The organism is Candidatus Saccharibacteria bacterium oral taxon 488, from assembly GCA_010202465.1.
Classification (GTDB): domain Bacteria; phylum Patescibacteriota; class Saccharimonadia; order Saccharimonadales; family Saccharimonadaceae; genus Nanosynbacter.
On sequence record CP047919.1, the window covers coordinates 601,683 to 619,274 of the forward strand.

19 protein-coding genes are annotated in these 17,592 nt (G+C 49.4%); 7 read left to right on the forward strand and 12 right to left on the reverse strand.

Going from position 1 to position 17,592, the window contains the following annotated elements; all coding sequences use genetic code 11:
• Positions 1-41: 41 nt before the first annotated feature.
• On the forward strand, positions 42-575 hold the full coding sequence (locus GWK76_03280) for a TrmH family RNA methyltransferase (GenBank protein ID QHU92317.1): 534 nt from the start codon (positions 42-44) through the stop codon (positions 573-575).
• Here the strand turns inward: GWK76_03280 and GWK76_03285 are convergent.
• The 6 genes from GWK76_03285 to tuf form a co-directional block, all read right to left on the reverse strand.
• Positions 572-904, reverse strand: a complete 333-nt coding sequence (locus tag GWK76_03285; GenBank protein QHU92318.1) for a hypothetical protein — start codon at positions 902-904, stop codon at positions 572-574. The genes GWK76_03280 and GWK76_03285 overlap by 4 nt on opposite strands.
• Before the next feature lie 93 nt (positions 905-997).
• Positions 998-1,897 carry a hypothetical protein gene (locus GWK76_03290; protein QHU92319.1) on the reverse strand — a complete coding sequence of 300 codons (900 nt, stop codon included), beginning with the start codon at positions 1,895-1,897 and terminating at the stop codon, positions 998-1,000.
• A 130-nt stretch (positions 1,898-2,027) separates the two neighbouring features.
• Positions 2,028-2,345, reverse strand: coding sequence for a 30S ribosomal protein S10 (gene rpsJ, locus GWK76_03295; protein QHU92320.1), 318 nt, complete (start codon positions 2,343-2,345; stop codon positions 2,028-2,030).
• 118 nt (positions 2,346-2,463) lie between these two features.
• On the reverse strand, positions 2,464-3,078 hold the full coding sequence (locus GWK76_03300) for a hypothetical protein (GenBank protein ID QHU92321.1): 615 nt from the start codon (positions 3,076-3,078) through the stop codon (positions 2,464-2,466).
• A 42-nt stretch (positions 3,079-3,120) separates the two neighbouring features.
• Positions 3,121-4,047 (reverse strand): L-lactate dehydrogenase, encoded by a 927-nt coding sequence (locus GWK76_03305; GenBank protein QHU92322.1) that lies wholly within the window; start codon positions 4,045-4,047, stop codon positions 3,121-3,123.
• A 132-nt stretch (positions 4,048-4,179) separates the two neighbouring features.
• Complete coding sequence (gene tuf / locus GWK76_03310) at positions 4,180-5,364, reverse strand: elongation factor Tu (protein QHU92323.1); 1,185 nt, start codon at positions 5,362-5,364, stop codon at positions 4,180-4,182.
• Between the two features lie 117 nt (positions 5,365-5,481).
• Between tuf and GWK76_03315 the strand changes: the two genes are divergently transcribed.
• Together GWK76_03315 and glmS are read left to right on the forward strand one after the other, a co-directional pair.
• Positions 5,482-6,006, forward strand: coding sequence for a hypothetical protein (locus GWK76_03315; GenBank protein ID QHU92324.1), 525 nt, complete (start codon positions 5,482-5,484; stop codon positions 6,004-6,006).
• Between the two features lie 136 nt (positions 6,007-6,142).
• Positions 6,143-7,969: a glutamine--fructose-6-phosphate transaminase (isomerizing) gene (gene glmS, locus GWK76_03320; GenBank protein ID QHU92325.1), complete on the forward strand. Its 1,827-nt coding sequence runs from the start codon at positions 6,143-6,145 to the stop codon at positions 7,967-7,969.
• 10 nt (positions 7,970-7,979) lie between these two features.
• On the opposite strand, the gene tgt is transcribed toward glmS, so the two are convergent.
• Complete coding sequence (gene tgt, locus GWK76_03325) at positions 7,980-9,182, reverse strand: tRNA guanosine(34) transglycosylase Tgt (GenBank protein QHU92326.1); 1,203 nt, start codon at positions 9,180-9,182, stop codon at positions 7,980-7,982.
• 39 nt (positions 9,183-9,221) lie between these two features.
• On the opposite strand from tgt, the gene GWK76_03330 reads away from it, so the two are divergent.
• Positions 9,222-11,186: a 1,4-alpha-glucan-branching enzyme gene (locus GWK76_03330; GenBank protein QHU92327.1), complete on the forward strand. Its 1,965-nt coding sequence runs from the start codon at positions 9,222-9,224 to the stop codon at positions 11,184-11,186.
• A gap of 42 nt (positions 11,187-11,228) precedes the next feature.
• Here GWK76_03330 and GWK76_03335 read toward each other — a convergent pair whose 3' ends face one another.
• Positions 11,229-11,807: a uracil-DNA glycosylase family protein gene (locus tag GWK76_03335; GenBank protein ID QHU92328.1), complete on the reverse strand. Its 579-nt coding sequence runs from the start codon at positions 11,805-11,807 to the stop codon at positions 11,229-11,231.
• 81 nt (positions 11,808-11,888) lie between these two features.
• Between GWK76_03335 and GWK76_03340 the strand changes: the two genes are divergently transcribed.
• Positions 11,889-12,341, forward strand: a complete 453-nt coding sequence (locus GWK76_03340; protein ID QHU92329.1) for a hypothetical protein — start codon at positions 11,889-11,891, stop codon at positions 12,339-12,341.
• On the opposite strand, the gene GWK76_03345 is transcribed toward GWK76_03340, so the two are convergent.
• The 4 genes from GWK76_03345 to def form a co-directional block, all read right to left on the reverse strand.
• Positions 12,322-13,023: a hypothetical protein gene (locus tag GWK76_03345; GenBank protein QHU92330.1), complete on the reverse strand. Its 702-nt coding sequence runs from the start codon at positions 13,021-13,023 to the stop codon at positions 12,322-12,324. The two genes, GWK76_03340 and GWK76_03345, sit on opposite strands and share 20 nt — an antisense overlap.
• Before the next feature lie 60 nt (positions 13,024-13,083).
• The gene (locus GWK76_03350; GenBank protein ID QHU92331.1) at positions 13,084-13,500 is read right to left on the reverse strand and encodes a hypothetical protein; all 417 of its coding nucleotides are present in this window, start codon (positions 13,498-13,500) and stop codon (positions 13,084-13,086) included.
• Positions 13,487-14,197, reverse strand: a complete 711-nt coding sequence (locus GWK76_03355; GenBank protein QHU92332.1) for an NUDIX domain-containing protein — start codon at positions 14,195-14,197, stop codon at positions 13,487-13,489. Before GWK76_03355 ends, GWK76_03350 begins: the two co-directional genes overlap by 14 nt.
• A gap of 125 nt (positions 14,198-14,322) precedes the next feature.
• Positions 14,323-14,910 carry a peptide deformylase gene (gene def / locus GWK76_03360; protein ID QHU92333.1) on the reverse strand — a complete coding sequence of 196 codons (588 nt, stop codon included), beginning with the start codon at positions 14,908-14,910 and terminating at the stop codon, positions 14,323-14,325.
• 192 nt (positions 14,911-15,102) lie between these two features.
• Between def and GWK76_03365 the strand changes: the two genes are divergently transcribed.
• Positions 15,103-16,866 carry an ATP-binding cassette domain-containing protein gene (locus tag GWK76_03365; protein QHU92334.1) on the forward strand — a complete coding sequence of 588 codons (1,764 nt, stop codon included), beginning with the start codon at positions 15,103-15,105 and terminating at the stop codon, positions 16,864-16,866.
• A 44-nt stretch (positions 16,867-16,910) separates the two neighbouring features.
• Positions 16,911-17,564 carry a DedA family protein gene (locus tag GWK76_03370; GenBank protein QHU92569.1) on the forward strand — a complete coding sequence of 218 codons (654 nt, stop codon included), beginning with the start codon at positions 16,911-16,913 and terminating at the stop codon, positions 17,562-17,564.
• Positions 17,565-17,592: the final 28 nt, after the last annotated feature.

Here is a 17,592-nt window from a genome sequence, read left to right on the forward strand (position 1 = left end):
TAGCAAAAAGCTTATCCTTGGGCGAGTGCTATAATGATATCATGCCAGAAATTACCCTCCTCATGCACAATATTCGCTCGACGTACAATGTCGGTGCAATTATGAGAACAGCCGAAGGCTTTGGCGTCAGACAAATTATCTTTAGCGGCTATACGCCGTACCCCGATTTACGATTAGCCGATCCCCGGTCTATCGATCCAAGGCTGCCGCACATTACCGAAAGGTTGACCGCCCAGATTCACAAGACTGCGCTAGGCGCAGAAACAATGCTGCCCTTTAGCTACGTAGTTGATATTCACCAGTGGTTGGCGGAGAATGCCAGCAGGGAACGCTTACCTGTGATTGCCCTAGAGCAGTCAGCGTCGAGCACAGAGCTCAATACGTTCCGGCCACCAACCCGCTTTGCCCTACTCCTCGGCGAGGAGGTCTATGGCATTGAGCCGGACATTCTAGCGCGGTGCGATCACATTGTCGAAATCCCCATGCAGGGTGCTAAAGAGTCATTTAATGTCTCAGTTGCGGCCGGTATCGCACTCTACGGCCTCTGTTTTTCGCTAAATATAACCCCGGGCTAGATCATAATCCCTACGGGCGTAAATGATGTCACAATTGCCATTAAAATCAGCGTCACGTACCAAATCTTGCGATTAAATTGATACTTCTCGACCGACACCACTAAAAGCAGGCCGACAATCAGTCCAACCGGCAGCGCCTGGATCGCTACCACACCCAGCTCAATCGGCTGCTTCAGTCGCAACCACAATGCCGCCAGCACGACACACACCACCAACTTTACGAAAAAGGTGCTGTCATTTTCATACAGCCGCTCCCGACCTTTGCGGTTGGTAATGATACTTGCCTTTGAGCGATTACGAGCGTACGTTCGTGATTTTTGTTTTGCCATAAGCTTTTTTATCATATCATACCAGGCGCACCATAGCAAAGCAGCCCCGCACACAAAGCGAGGCTGCCCTAAGTTTAGGTTACGAGAAATAAATTACCACATATTTGTCAGGTGGACCGACTTAAATCCATTCCAGCCGTGACCAACTTCTATTGAACCACTACTAAACGGCCAATTCATATTGCCGCTATTTGTATATTGCAGCAACCGTCCATCTTTCGTCCGGCCAACAATATCCGCCAAGCTATCGGCATTCATATTACCGAGCATAATAGTATCAAATCCATTCCAGCCGTGACCGATTTGACGACCACTCTCAAACATTGTTGTCTTGTTGTCGCGTCCACGATTGAGATATGCCCACATCGTACCGTCCCGGTGTACCGCGACGATGTCATCATAGCCATCCCCATTTAAGTCACCAGCGATAATTGATCGAAAATTCTTCCAGCCATAACCAATCTGACGAGCCTCATCTGACACAAAATCATACACTCCTTCAAGCTTCTTGTAGCGTAGATAAACTTTGCCTGCCATCAGGTTACCGTTGTTATCAACATAAACATGTGAGGCCGGGCTGTCTTTACCGTGCAGCTTGGCGAACACTGCATCACCCTGATAGTCGATATCGCTGGCGACTGGCTTGTCAGCAAATGGTGTCGTCGTGGAGCCATTATTGCGGAACACTTGAGCCTTTTGATTTTTTGGGTAGGCAACAATATCCGGACGACCATCACCGTCCATATCGGCGAATGTAATGTTTGTGTACCCGTCAAATCCCTGACCGATCTTTGTTGAACCGCCGCTAAATGGCCAGCCCGGAATAGCGTTATTCTGATACAGCCACAACGAGCCGTCCTTATTCAGGCCAATCGCATCACTGAAAGCAGCGACATTCTCGATAGCATTCGCAACCGGTGCACCACTCAGCACCAAGCCAAACACCGTCGCCGACAGCCCGAGCACCGTTACTGTTTTCTTTAGTATTCCCATACATCCCTCCACCGTCATAGACGGTATTTATTTAGTACACTCCTACCGTACTACGTTTTCTACATAAAAACAATCCCGCTTATGCTTATCAAGCGGGATCGTGGTAAATTCTGCTGTACGATTAGGAAAATTACATCCGAATCTCAGCGTCAACACCAGCCGGTAAGCTCAGATTCTGCAGGCTATCAATCGTTTTTGGTGTGGCATTGGTAATGTCAATAAGGCGCTTATGGGTGCGCATCTCGTAACTCTCGCCGCCCATTTTGTAGACGTGCGGGCTCTTTACCACCGTGTAGGTGCTGCGACGAGTCGGCAGCGGCACAGGGCCAGCTACGCTCGCGCCGGTGCGAATTGCCGTATCGATAATTTGTTTTGCTGACTGGTCGATGACTTTATGGTCGTACGCTTTCAGGCGAATACGAATCTTGATACCAGTGTCTTGAGCCATAGCTCCTCCTTTATGTGCGACTCCGTAACCTCTGCTCACGTCCATGCCTCGCGGACGGCCGAGTTCTCGGAGTAAATTAATACTGCCCGGCAATTATATCACAATACCTGAAGTATGGCTAGTCAAGAACCACCGGATTTGCTGCCACCCACTGGCGCCACTGCGCGACATCTTCAATCGGTGGCCGATAACCCATAGCTTCACCTAACTGGCTCGCCGCCAAAATACAGGCTGCAATATAATCGGCATTAGCTTCGTGGTCAGACCGGACATATTCTTGGTATTGTTCACTAGTATAGTCCACCGGTAGAGGTACGATGGTATTATCTATCTCACCAAAAACCTGCATTACCTTTTTGTCAAGCTGGATTACGTGCCCTAACTCATGACAAAACGCTATCAACCCGACGATTTGACGACCTATTTCTGCATCCTCAAGTCGCTCACGTGGCACACCCAATCGAGACGACATCCGTGCTATAAGATTCGGACTAGACAGCGTCTCCCTCGTGCCGATGACAATCATTGGAATTTTCTCACCATCCCATGCTTCGCCCTCACCACCTCTGAAGTCACCACTGTTCTCATCAATAACAATTTGCATCTCCTCTAGTGTCCGAGCCGGAAACAAATTCAAGGCGGTCTCGTAAATATCACCTGCTAGCGGATTGATATACTCACCAAGTGTTTCGACTCTTAATTTTTGCGCTTTTTTGTGCGACAACTCTTCCATAGTAATCTATACTGTAACATATAATATTTATTCCGTCAAGCATTACTCTAAACTACGAATTGCCTCCGTTACCACCTCGGCCGAATGACGTAGCGCCGCCTGCTCGCGCTCATTAAGCGGATACCCTGTCAAGATTTTTACACCATCTGCACAAATCGTTGACGGTAGGCCAAGCACTACATCGTGCAGTCCATACTCGCCCTCAACCAGTGAGCAAACTGGATATACTGAACGCGACGATGAGCGTAGTGCCGAGACAATCTTGGAGATAACGAAACCAATTGCATAATACGTCGACCGCTTGGTCTCGATCACCCGGTATGCCCGCTGACGAATTTTCTCCTCAATACCGTCGACCATCGCTGGCTTAAATCCCGGATAATCAGCAAGTGGTACCTCACCGACTTGCGCTGATTCAATTGTCGCAAATGATGAATCACCATGCTCCCCTAAAATATAGGCATCAACCTCTCGACTATGTACATCTAGCTGATCCGCGATATACGACTTAAGCCGCGACGTATCGAGCGTCGTTCCGGTACCAAACACCCGACCCTTTGGCAAGCCCGATTCCTTCAGCGCCACATACGTTAATGCATCGACCGGATTCGACACTACAAGGATATACGGACGGGCACCGTTTCTCATAATATTTCTCACTGTCCCACGCATAATCTCAGCGTTCACGCCAAGTAACTCCAATCGTGTCTGCCCCGGCTGCTGCGGCGCACCAGCGGTGATAACCACGATATCATCAGTCTTGATATCGTCATAACTGCCTGGCCGCACCACAACACACCGATCAATTCCCATTGCGTCATTGATATCAGCCGCCTGCCCCCACGCCAAGTCAGGGTTGCGGTCGATCAACACAATTTCCTCAACTACACTCCGCAGTGCACAGGCGTACGCCGCCGTCGCACCGACCATGCCACCCGCACCGACGATCACCAACTTCTGTTTATTCATGTTTGTCTCCTAATTTTTATTGCGATAACTTCTCTACTGTAACGCTATCTTGTTGTTTTGTCAAGATACTCATAGTAATATATCATTAAAAATCCCCGGAAACCGGGGGATTTTTGGGCTGCAGTGTAAAGACTATTTGTTAATCTTTGTCACCACACCAGCACCAACGGTACGGCCACCTTCGCGGATGGCAAAGTTCAAACCTTGCTCCATAGCGATTGGGGCAAGCAACTTAACCTTGAAGGTTACGGTGTCGCCTGGCATGACCATTTCTTTGTCAGCTGGCAGCTCAACTTCACCCGTCACGTCAGTGGTGCGGAAGTAGAACTGTGGCTTGTAACCCTTGGAGAATGGAGTGTGGCGACCGCCTTCTTCCTTCTTCAGGATGTACACCTCAGCTTCAAACTCGGTGTGTGGTGTAATCGTACCTGGCTTAGCCAAAACCTGACCGCGCTCAATGTCGCTGCGCTCAATACCGCGTAGCAAAACGCCGGCATTGTCACCTGCTTGACCCTGATCCAGAGACTTCTTAAACGCCTCAATACCAGTGACTACTGATTTCTGAGTTGGGCGGATACCAACGATTTCAACCTCGTCGTTCAGCTTAACAACACCCTGCTCGATACGACCAGTTGCCACAGTACCGCGACCCTTGATCGAGAAGACGTCCTCAATTGGCATAATGAATGGCTTGTCCATGTCGCGTGGTGGCTCTGGGATATAGCTATCCATAGCATCAACCAGCTCCATGATGGCGTCTTCGTACTTCTCATCGCCCTCCAATGCCTTAAGAGCCGAACCCTTGATAATTGGAGCATTCTCGTCAAAGCCGTTCTTGGCAAGCAGCTCACGAACTTCTTCTTCGATCAGCTCGACCATATCTGCGTCAGCCATGTCCATCTTGTTAAGGAAGACAACGATCTTTGGCACGCCAACCTGCTTCGCCAGCAGCACGTGCTCGCGGGTTTGTGGCATCGGGCCGTCGGTTGCTGCAATCACGAGGATCGCGCCATCAACCTGGGCAGCACCGGTGATCATGTTCTTGACGTAGTCAGCGTGGCCTGGCATATCAACGTGCGCGTAGTGACGGTTCGGTGACTCGTATTCTTGGTGTGAGCTGGCGATAGTAATACCACGCTGGCGCTCTTCTGGTGCGTTATCGATCTGGTCGTACGCAATTGGTTTGTTGACTGCGCTTGGAAGGCGCTTTGCGAGCACTGCCGTAATTGCGGCGGTCAGTGTCGTCTTACCGTGGTCAACGTGGCCCATTGTACCCACGTTAACGTGCGGCTTGCTTCGGTCAAATGCATCTGCCATTTGTAGAAGTTCTCCTTTTTTAATAATATTTTCACGCGATAAGCCCCCGAAAAAGGCTCCACGGCGTATGGGCTAATTATAACTGGTTTGCAAACTGTTGTAAATAGGGTTTATACTATGAGCATGAGTATCTTTTCTAAGAAAGCAACACCTGAAGCAACCCGCACTAGTGTATATCCAAAACGATTATCATATGACGAGCGTCGGGAACTAAATGCCGAATATGATCGTCGCCGTCAAACCAACTTACCAAAGCTACCTTCGTTGGGTATTGCTCTTATCCTGACAATGACCCTCTCTATAGCTTGGGTGCTTATCAAGCTCACTACCTTATTCATTAAAACGAGCGGACAGTCTGCTATTTTTCTGTTATTCTTTCTCTTTATCCTCATCGCAATCTGCTACGGTGTCACATTTTTCTATGTTAAGCGTATTCTCGATAGGCTGAGCGTTAGCGGTACAAAGTTTGTTATTATTTACCTCACGCTCGTTGGCGTCATACTCGGGTGCTGCCACCAACTTGGTATCGCTCCTTTTCATGCACTTCTGTCATTACCGGTTTCAGTTTTGTTAATCGCTGCTAGTGGACACTACATTGCGACGAGTATACTTGCTAAATGTTGCATTCATTTTGAGTGGTAATAGTAGTTATTGTATTATATACAACACTTTCTTACAGTAGTAAATTGTTGTAATTATTACTTTCTGTTGGTTATTTTCTCTATGATGTCTTATACTGAGAAGCGTGTATCAGTTAATGCTAAAGGAGAAATAATCTATGTGTGGAATTGTTGGCTATATCGGTGAACGCGAGGCGCAGAATATCCTCGTTGCTGAGCTTAAGCGGCTTGAGTACCGCGGCTATGACAGTGCCGGAATTGTCACCCTATCGGACTCCGCCACACCAACCCTGCTGCGCACCAAAGGCAAGGTGGCGGCACTGGAAGAGCTCGTCGGACAACATAAGACGAGCGATACGGTCGGCATCGGACACACCCGCTGGGCAACACATGGTGAACCAAGTAAGCGCAACGCCCATCCACACCACGTTGGTGAGATTTATCTGGTACATAACGGCATCATTGAGAACTACCAAGACCTTAAAACGATGCTTTCCGGTCATGAGTACGAGTTTAAGAGCGATACCGATAGCGAGGTATTGGCGGCCTTGATTGACTATCTGCGGCGTGACTCACCGGATTTACTGACAGCAGTCACCGGCGCATTGAAGATGGTAGTTGGTGCGTATGGCATTGCGGTACTTGACACCACGAACCCCGAAGAAATTATCGTGGCTCGCCAAGGTAGCCCGTTGATCATTGGCGTCGGAGACGGCGAAACATATATCGCCAGTGACGCTTCAGCGCTGGTTGGCTACACCAATCAAGTGGTGTATTTGCACGATGGTGAAATCGGCCGCTGTACTCGTAGCGGGCTAGAGTTACAGACAATCGAATCACGAAAGCTTGACGTCAAGATCGAAATGCTCGACATGGATATGCAAGCGATTCAGAAGCAGGGCTTTGACCATTTCCTCGCCAAAGAAATTTACGAACAGCCAACCAGTCTCACGTCCACCCTGGCCGGTCGCGTACTACCCGACCAAAAATATGCGCGCCTGGGCGGTCTCAACATGAGCGATGATGAACTGCGCCACGTCAAGCACATCATCATCGTTGGCTGCGGCACTGCCTACTTTGCTGGTGTGCAGGCCAGCTACTTTATTGAGCAACTGACCGATGATGTGACTATCAGCGTCGAGATCGCCAGCGAGCTACGCTACCGCGCATTCAACGTGCCCGAACACTCGGTCGCTATAATCGTTAGCCAGAGCGGTGAAACGGCTGATACCCTGGCCTGCTTGAATGAATTGAAGCGACGTGGTGTTAAATGCCTCGGCGTCGTCAACGCCGTCGGCAGTACGATCGCCCGAGCAGTTGATGGCGGCGTGTACTTGCACGTCGGTGCCGAGATTAGCGTCGCCAGTACCAAGGCCTTTACCTCACAGGTTGCTGCTCTGACGATCTTTGGTATTATGCTCGCCAATGCCAAGGGTACCAACCCACAATTTATTGATGAATTTGTGCAAGAATTAGCGATACTACCAAGTGAGATCCAAAAAGTCCTTGATAAACAAGGTGCCGAGATACCTTCCATCGCTAGGGCATATGCTGATTACAATCACGCACTCTACATCGGCCGCGATACGCTGTATCCGATTGCCATGGAGGGTGCACTGAAACTTAAAGAAGTAAGTTACATTCACGCCGAAGCGTATGCCGCCGGTGAGCTGAAACACGGTCCGATCGCCCTGATTGATGACCATTTCTTTGAAGTCTGCTATATCCAAGACAATTGGTTATACGAAAAATCCCAGAGCAACTTGATCGAGATGAATACTCGCGGTGCTCACGCCATTGTCATCACCGACACGACGAAAAAGGTGCCGGGCGAAACGGTGATCCGCATCTCGACAAAGCTATCGCACCTCACGCCACTTCTGTTCAATGTCGTGTCGCAACTCCTAGCCTATCACGTGGCCGTCAAGCGCGATCATGACGTCGATCAGCCACGCAATCTGGCCAAGAGCGTGACGGTCGAATAATGCTCTCGCATTAGCGGCGATAGTACGTCGCCAAAAACTCTTCACGAAACTCGTAAAATGTCCCATCCTCTAGGCTGGCGCGGATATCATCAACCAGTTTAACGATAAATCGCTCGTTATGGATTGATAATAGCGTGCCAGCCAGAGATTCGCGGGCGTGTAGCAGATGACAGAGATAGGCGGCGGTGTAGTGGCGGCAAGTATAGCAGTCGCAATCTTCCATAATTGGCTCAAACATTTCGCGGTATTTTCTCCCGCGGACATTAGCCCGGCCAAATGGCGTATAGGCGGCACCGTTTCTGGCCACGCGCGTTGGGCTGACACAGTCAAAGGTGTCGATTCCCTGCTCAATTGCCGCAAAGATGTCGTCCGGCTCAGAAATGCCGAGTAAATGCCGCGGCTTGTTCTCGGGCAAGATTTGATTGACCCACTGAATCGTCTGGGTCATAGTTTCCTTTTCCAGCGCACCGCCGATACCATAGCCGTCAAAATCCATCGCACCTAAAAACGCAGCCGTTTGCTTGCGTAAATCTTCATAATTCGCACCCTGCAGCACGCCAAACAATGCTTGATATGGCTTGTCGGGACGGGCTGCACGCAGGCGCTTAACCTCCGCTAAACTCCGCTCCGCCCAGGCATGCGTTCGCGCCAAGGCCTCGACTTGATAGTCATACGGATCAATCAGCGAGGTCAGTTCATCAAAGGCGAAAGTAATATCCGCACCGATCCCGGCTTGGATTTGCATAGATAATTCTGGCGTAAATTTATGGTACGAGCCGTCCAGATGCGATTTGAACATTACGCCGTTTTCGTCCACCCAAGCGTGGCGCGACGATTTTTTAGCGATGGCGATTTCCTCATCAACATCCGTACTCATCGCCAATACTTTCTTAAAGCCCGAGCCCAGACTCAGCACCTGAAAGCCGCCGCTATCAGTGAACGTCGGCCCATCCCAGTGCATAAACTTGCCCAAATAGCCAGCCTTCTCGATAAGTTCATGACCCGGCTGCAAATATAGATGATAGGCATTTGCCAGCACTGCCTGCGCGCTGACATCCGCCACCATTTCTGGCACCATCGCCTTGACATTAGCCTTAGTTCCAACCACGATAAACGCCGGTGTTGTGATATCCCCGTGCGGCGTGTGAATAATGCCAGTGCGCGCCAGCGTGTCGTCAAGCCTAGAAGTGATCTCAAAAGAAAACGGTTTCATTTGATAGATTATATCAGTTTTTTCCGCTACACTAGAAGCATGAGCAAGAAAACGCTGGTTGACCTTGATCCGTGGCTGGCGCCGCATGGACCTATCATCAAGTCACGTGAGGCGTATGTTTCGTCGACGCTCGAGAAAGTTCTGGACGGTAAATCGCCAGCGGAGTTTGTGCTGGGGTTTCATCATTTTGGCTTACATCAGACGGCGGCAGGCTGGACGTTTCGCGAATGGGCACCGAATGCTACGCGCATAGTGATGGTTGGCGAATTTTCCGATTGGCAGGAGCGTGAGGAATTTAGTTTACAGCGCGGTGCACATGGCGAATGGAGTGTTGATTTGCCGAAAGACGCGCTGCACCACGGCCAGAGCTATAAACTACGCGTCTATTGGCCAAATGGCGACGGATGGCGTCTACCATCATACGCCACCTATGTTGTTCAAGATGATGATTCGGTGGACTTTTCGGCTGTAATTTGGCAGCCTGATGAGCCATATCGGTGGCAGCATGACGTTCCGCCTGCACCAAACGTACCACTAATCTATGAGGCCCATGTTGGTATGAGCAGCGAGGAGGAAAAGGTCGCCACTTTCAATGAATTTACCGCGGGCGTCCTACCGCGCATCAAACAAGCCGGCTACAACACCATCCAACTGATGGCCATCGCCGAGCACCCGTACTATGGCAGTTTCGGCTATCACGTCAGCAACTTTTTCGCGGTGTCATCACGGTTTGGCACACCGGATGATTTCAAGCGATTAGTTGACATAGCACACGGACTGGGGCTGCGCGTCATCATTGATATCGTCCATGCTCATGCCGCTAAAAATGAAGTCGAGGGCCTCGGCAATTTCGTGGGCAGCCTAACGCAGTATTTCAAAGCTCTCGACCATCCAGCGTGGGATTCGCGGCTGTTTGATTATGGTAAGCCGGAAGTACTGCACTTTTTGGCCAGCAATTGCCGCTGGTGGTTGGATGAATACCACGTTGACGGTTTTCGGTTTGATGGCGTGACCAGCATGCTATATCACGACCACGGTCTAGGCAAAAGTTTCACCAGCTATGATGATTATTTTACTGATGATGTCGATAAGGACGCCTTGGTCTATCTCAGACTGGCCAATGACATCATTCACGCCGTTCGCCCCGATGCCACGACCATTGCTGAGGAAATGAGCGGACTACCGGGCTTGGCGGCACCGACAGAACACGGCGGCCTAGGCTTTGATTATCGATTGGCGATGGGTGCGCCCGACCTCTGGATCAAGACATTGAAAGAAAAGCGCGATGAAGATTGGGATTTGGGCGAGCTGGTGCATACGCTGAGTTCGCACCGCCCAGAGGAAAAAGTCATCACGTACGCCGAAAGTCACGACCAGGCCTTGGTTGGCGACAAGACACTGATTTTTCGGCTGGTCGATAAAGAAATGTATTGGCATATGGATAAAGCTGACCCCAACCTGACGGTGGAGCGCGGCGTGGCACTACATAAACTAATTCGACTGCTGACCGCCGGACTGCACGGCGGCGGCTACCTTAATTTCATGGGCAATGAATTTGGACATCCCGAGTGGATCGACTTTCCGCGCCAGGGTAATCATTGGTCGTTCAAGCATGCTCGCAGACAATGGAGTTTACGCGACAATGGTTTTCTCAAATACCAATGGCTGGGCGAATTTGACGCGAGCCTGATGAAGCTCATTAAAACCGTTGACGACTCGGGCATTCACTGCCTCACCGTTCACCAACACGACCATGTGGTTAGTTTCATACGCGGCGATCTGCTGTTTATTATGAACTTTTCGCCCAGCCAGTCGCGGACGGATTACGGCATACCAGCGGCGGCTGGGTCATACAGTGTAATTTTGGACAGCGACGACAAGCAATTTGGCGGGCAGGGCCGGGTTAATCCTAACGGCCGCTACTTTACGACGCCACATGGCAACGAGCATATTATACGTGTATACATACCGACACGAAGTGGCCTCGTGCTACAAAAAGATTGACCGCGAAGCTATGTTAGTATGAATACCCTACCATGATCTTGACTACTGTGCTAATTCTTTGACCATCTTAGACAGAATCGGAATGACGTTCATTTCGAACCATGGATTGCGCGCCCGCCAGCGGAAGTTAAGCGGTGATGGATGGACAAGCGGAAAATAATGAGGCAGATACTCCGCATAATGCGCAACTGTTTCGGTCAGGTTGCGCTTCGCCTGCTTATTGAGATAGTATTTCTGAGCATGAGCACCAACTAAAATCGTCAGTCTCACATCTGGCATCCGCGCTAGTAGTCGTGGATGCCACTTTTTGGCAAACTCCGGTCGCGGTGGTAAATCGCCGTGCGTGGACTTACCTGGATAATAAAAATCCATTGGCATTAGAGCAAACAAATCAGGATCATAAAATTGTTCATCGGTAACCCCCAGCCACTGACGCAACGTGCGACCACTGGCATCATTCCATGGCGTGCGTGTTTCCTGCGCTATTCGTCCCGGTGCCTGACCAACCAGCACGATACGTGAGCGGGGCGAAGCGGTATAGACTGGCGGCCAACCACGATAGTGAAACGAGGCATTCATACTATCTTGATTGATTTCATCATATAGCAACGGCCTAGTCATTACGTCAGTATATCACAATTATTATTATACTATTCACGCTATAGGCTACCCTTCATTAATATTATATGATATATTGTTCATATGGATGTAAACTCGAAAAATATCATAGCTACCTTGACCTCGCTCGGCATCCCACCAGCCTCAGCGACAATCATCCATTGCCTCCTTATCGCCCCACCGTACCACCATAGCCACACAAGCCTGCATGAGCAAACTGGCTTTAGCAAAGCAGCTATCACCGGTGGACTACGCTACCTAGAGACACTTGATATGATCTCCTACCGGACAGACAGTTCACGGCGGCAGCATATCGCCTTTACTATCAAGCCACTGGTCACCTATGTCCAACAACGTATGCTGCTATTCGACAAACTGGCTGACGAATTACATGCAGCATCAGCCGAACAAGCAGACAGTGAGTTTTCATCGGATATCGCCACGGTAGCTGAGCTATGCAGTGTAATCAACGAAACAACTTGGCAGGCTATAACGACCTGGGAAGAACAATATACCTCTACTCATCCAGCGAGATAAGATATTCCTCCAGGAAATTGCTCCACTCCGGTACATTCTTTTCTCGAAAATAGGCACGAAGAAAAGTAACCATAGTTTGCTGACGAATTAACGCTTCGTCTCGGCCCGGGTCGGTCATCATAATCTTTGGTAGCTTCAACAACTTCTCAAAGAAATAATTAATAAAGCTATCGCCATCATGCGTGCCACCATTGGCGTTATATCGATGCGCATCAATGTTCACATCAGGCCAAACAGTTGGATCAAATATTGGGCAGCTATCGTGATTCACCGCATAAATAAGCGCCCGCTCAATACCGCACGCCCCAATCGCATCACACATATCAGCGTCAGACACCAGCTGACCAGCTAGACGCTCTGGCCGCACACCATGTAGATAACGGCTATAGCCAATCCGAGCAATATTATGACGCACCGCATCCTGCAAATCAGCCGCAACACCAGCTTTTACCATAATTGACGTGGCATTATTGAGTTCATCCGCTTGCTTTTTGCCAACTATTTTATAATCATCAACATCGTGCAGCCATGCCGTCAGTAGCACTTCGTCCATCACAACCGCTTCTTTATGCTCATTCGCGAATCGCTCCGCTAGTCGTGCTACACGCTCAACGTGATCGTCGCTATGGCCTGACGTATCGCCGCCAAGCAGTCGGCAAACTTCCCGTCTTACTATCGTCATTGATTTGTTCATAGACTTTATTATACACCCCCATGCAAGTTATGGACGTAAATCTATTTATTAGCTACGAAATCCCAAGGTGCATAATGCATCATACACGCTCGGAACAACGTAAACTAGTTCGCGCAGCATGATATCAACCGGTGCTGTTCGTGAAAAGATCGGTTTCTTTAATGCGAGAGCATAACCGATCTCCATCGCAGCACTTATGCCAACATAGCCTTTGGGGGCATGCAGTAAGATAAAGTCAGACTGCTCAATAGCCCGTAAATGCCAGTTTTCTATCTCTCGAGGCGACAGGCCAACTTCTGCAGCATCAACAACAAATTCACCGTCCCTAAAGTCCACTCGTCGCGGTGACAATACCTGACAGCCAGTTACGGCTAGCTCATCATAAGCTCGCTGCAACCCGTCAATATCGCGCCTGTACGACCCACACAATACCGCACGTGCTGCCCGCGGCCTAGAACTCCGCACTACCATATTCATATATTATTTCAGTCAACTCGCCGCACCCGTTGATACACGCCGTGATTTCTCGCAAAAAACTCTTGTACTTTTTTGGCTCATCACGCATCTCGTCGAGTGTACGCCAGGCATTTCTGCCGCCCTCAAACTGTACGACCAATTTACCCGAAAATACCTTGCAAAACATCAGGTGAAAGATCTTGTCTTCGATAATTTCACCTGTTTGCGCATGGCGCACACGTTCATGGTACACCCCGCGATGAACAAACTCACCCCGTAAACCCGTCTCCTCAATCAATTCACGCGAGGCCGCATCGACGATTGACTCGGCCCACCGCACTTTGCCAGTAGGCGCACCCCAAAACCCATAGTAGGGGTGCTTGAGCCGCTGCTGCAATAAATACTGTTTTTCTCCATTACGCTCACGCTCGATAACGAGCATAACCGCCACCTTTGGCTGCCGCTCAATAACACCGGCATCAGTATCAAGCTTATTCGCGTACTCCTTGCCCTTGACCGAGAGACAGTACCCGCCGTCGACTTTCTGCACATAACCTAGCTCAACGAGCCGTTTGATATGAAATTTGATATGATCGCTTTCCAGGCCGCTCGCTTTTTGTAGTGTTGCGAAATTAGCCGCTGGCAAAAATAACAATTCCCGCAAAATTTTCGTTTGTGCCTCATGGATCTTTGCTTCAAAACTCATATCGCCTCCTTTTGGCTCTAGTGTAGCGCGATCAGGTTAGAAAAACTAGGGAAGTCGACTTCCCTAGTGTAGAGGCGTCACACTCCTCTCATAAAATCAGAGATTAGATAATCTCAATAGCTACATCATTCCTGAGTACTGTCAGCCGACGCGCTGCGGATCGCAAACTCAGCCAGGGCGGCCTCCTCTGTCCGCGGCCCACGTTCTATCCTGTCTGTAAAAAAGATACCCTTCAGATGATCTATCTCGTGCTGGATAACCCAAGCAAACATACCAACAAAGTCCTGTTCATGCGTCTCGCCCCGCTCGTCTGTCCATCGCAACGTCACCTTAGGGTAACGCGTGGTAAAGCCCATTGGTGTCGTTTTGGGATCACCCGTCACTCCGCTCAGGCAGCCCTCTGGGTTTGAGCTCTCCACAGGTTTGCCGCTATATTTAACGATCTTGGGGTTAATTGCCACGAGCCGAAATGGCTCGGCTTCAGCATCCTCGGGCGGCCGCACATCGATAACAAAGATCGCGAGATTGCTCCCAATTTGATTGGCAGCGATACCTACGCCCTCGGGACCCTGTGAACGCAGCGTATCAAGCATATCTGTTATGGTCTGCTGCACATGATCGCTCCCTATGTCCTCATGTTTGACCGGTATCGCTTCTTGCGTTAGTATTTTACGGCCATCTTCGGTAAAGATTTTTTTAATTTCGCGTTCCATGTTTTTATTATACCATATTTATCGGGTAATAAATAGTAACTCTGACAATTCTCCCATCAGTTGACAGCCGACCCACCTCTGTTATACAATGAAGTTTGCATTATTATCGTGAGTCTTGGCCACCCGATCCCACCATAGCGGGTCGTGGATGACCTATCTTTATATCAAAATATAAATCTAAGGAGTTTTACCTTGCGACAACAACACGCAAAAACAACATTACAATTACTATGGCGAGCGTCACGTCCGTACAAATGGCGACGCAATCTAGCGCTCATTACAGCTACCTTAACCTTAGCGGTAGGTACGATTGTCGGGCCACTGATTATCGCACAGCTCCTGGATATGATTCAACATGGTCAGCTACAGACCGGCTCTGTGTGGACGCTTGTGATTCTCTATGGCCTCAGTCAACTATGGTCAGAGATTATTGGGTGGCGGATAGTACTATATTTGATGTGGACGCTAGAAACCATTATGCAGCGCGACATCGCAAACAAGGTATTCGCCAAGCTATCTGGTGAGACCATGTTTTTCCACTCCAACAAATTTGGTGGCTCGCTTGTCAGCCAAAACAGCAAGCTCAGTAGCTGTGTTGAACGATTTTGGGATGAGCTAGTATGGGCAGTACTGCCGCTGGTCATCTCACTCACCGGATCAATTGTTATCCTGTCAATGTTACTCTGGCAGTACGCACTCTTTCTATTCATGTTCTCAATCATCTTTGGCGTAGCCGTCTTCTTTGGATCGCGCCCGATGGCCAAATTAAGTAGACATGAGGCGGAGGCCAGCAACAAAGTAAGCGGCAACCTTGCTGACATGGTGTCAAATGTGCTTGCTGTCAAGTCATCCAGCGCTGAAAAAATCGAGCAGCAGCGATTTGATAAAACGAATCGTGCATGGCGCAAGGCTAGCCTGGCCACCATGCGAGGATTCCTCACTGTCAGCAGTGTTTACTCAACAATAAATACCAGCATCCGAATCGGCGCTATCGTGTTCGCTATTTATGCAGCACAGCATAATATCGTTTCGGTTGCAGCGGTGTACTTAATCATCACCTACACTGGCAGTGTCGCTCGTGAGCTGTGGAATATGAATAGCATTATGCGCAATTATAACCGTATTATTGGTGACGCCCATGAGATGGTCGAGATATTACACACACCAACATCACTTGTTGATAGAAGTGATAAAAAGCTTCATGTTGATCGCGGTGTCATTGATTTTGATGCCGTGACCTTTACGCATGACGAGGGTAAAGGCGCAACGTTGTTCCACAATTTTTCACTGCATATTACGCCGGGCGAAAAGGTCGGGTTGGTTGGTTCTAGTGGTTCGGGCAAGACGACTCTGACGAAATTGCTGCTGAGATTTGCCGACATCGACTCGGGCACAATCATGATTGACGAGCAGGACATTGCCGAGGTCACACAGGCCAGCCTCCGTTCGCAGATCGCTTACGTGCCACAGGAGCCACTGCTGTTTCACCGTTCGGTGCGTGAGAACATTGCCTATGGCAAGGCCGACGCTACTGATGCCGAGATTGAACAAGCAGCCAAAAAGGCGGGGGCCTATGATTTTATTACTCAGTTGCAGGATGGCTTTGACACACTAGTCGGTGAGCGCGGCGTAAAGTTATCGGGCGGACAGCGCCAGCGCATCGCTATCGCTCGGGCCATCGTGAAAGATGCGCCAATCTTGGTCCTCGACGAGGCGACCTCGGCGCTTGATTCTGAATCAGAAGTTCTGATCCAAAAATCACTCAAGGCACTGATGAAAAACCGTACCTCAATCGTCATCGCTCATCGACTTTCAACAATCGCCAAGCTTGATCGAATCATCGTGATGCATAATGGCAAGATAGTCGAGGATGGCTCACATGAGCAGCTCATTAAGCATGGCGGCCACTACGCAAAACTGTGGCAGCATCAATCTGGCGGCTTTATTGACGCCTAACCAGCACAGTCTCTAGATAGTATGCTATAATGCATAATGATATGATGCACGCGTTTATTGATTTTATTGTTCATTTTGGTGTTGTCGCGATTTTGCTGGTTGTCTTCGCCGAATCGGGCCTACTCTTTGGTTTCATCTTTCCGGGTGACAGTCTGCTGTTCACGGCTGGCTATATGGTGCAGCAGCATATTCTACCAATTGACATCCACTTCTTTGCGCTGTTACTCTCGCTAATGGCTATCCTTGGCGATAGCGTCGGTTACGCATTTGGACATAAAGTTGGCCGTAAATTATTTGAACGCAAAAACTCTCGCTTCTTTAAGAAGAAATATCTCGTGCAAGCCGAAAAGTTTTACGAAAAGCATGGTTCACTTACTGTGGTGCTGGCGCGGTTTGTACCGATTGTGCGTACGTTTGCGCCAATCGTGGCCGGCGCTAGCAAGATGCACTATCGAACTTTTATTATTTTTAATATTATCGGTGGCGTTATTTGGGCCACACTTTTCACCTACCTCGGATTCTTTGCTGGCAAGGCGCTTACCGACGCTGGTGTTAATATAGAAGTCGCCGCACTAATTATCATCTTCTTGTCAGTGCTGCCAATGATCATTCATGCCCTCAAGCAGGAGCACACTCGCGCGGCGCTACGCCAACAAGTATCAGTCCTGCTCGGCGAGACTCGCCGCAAAAAGCAATAAGCCTTCATGATGAAGCCTGCTCGTTAGT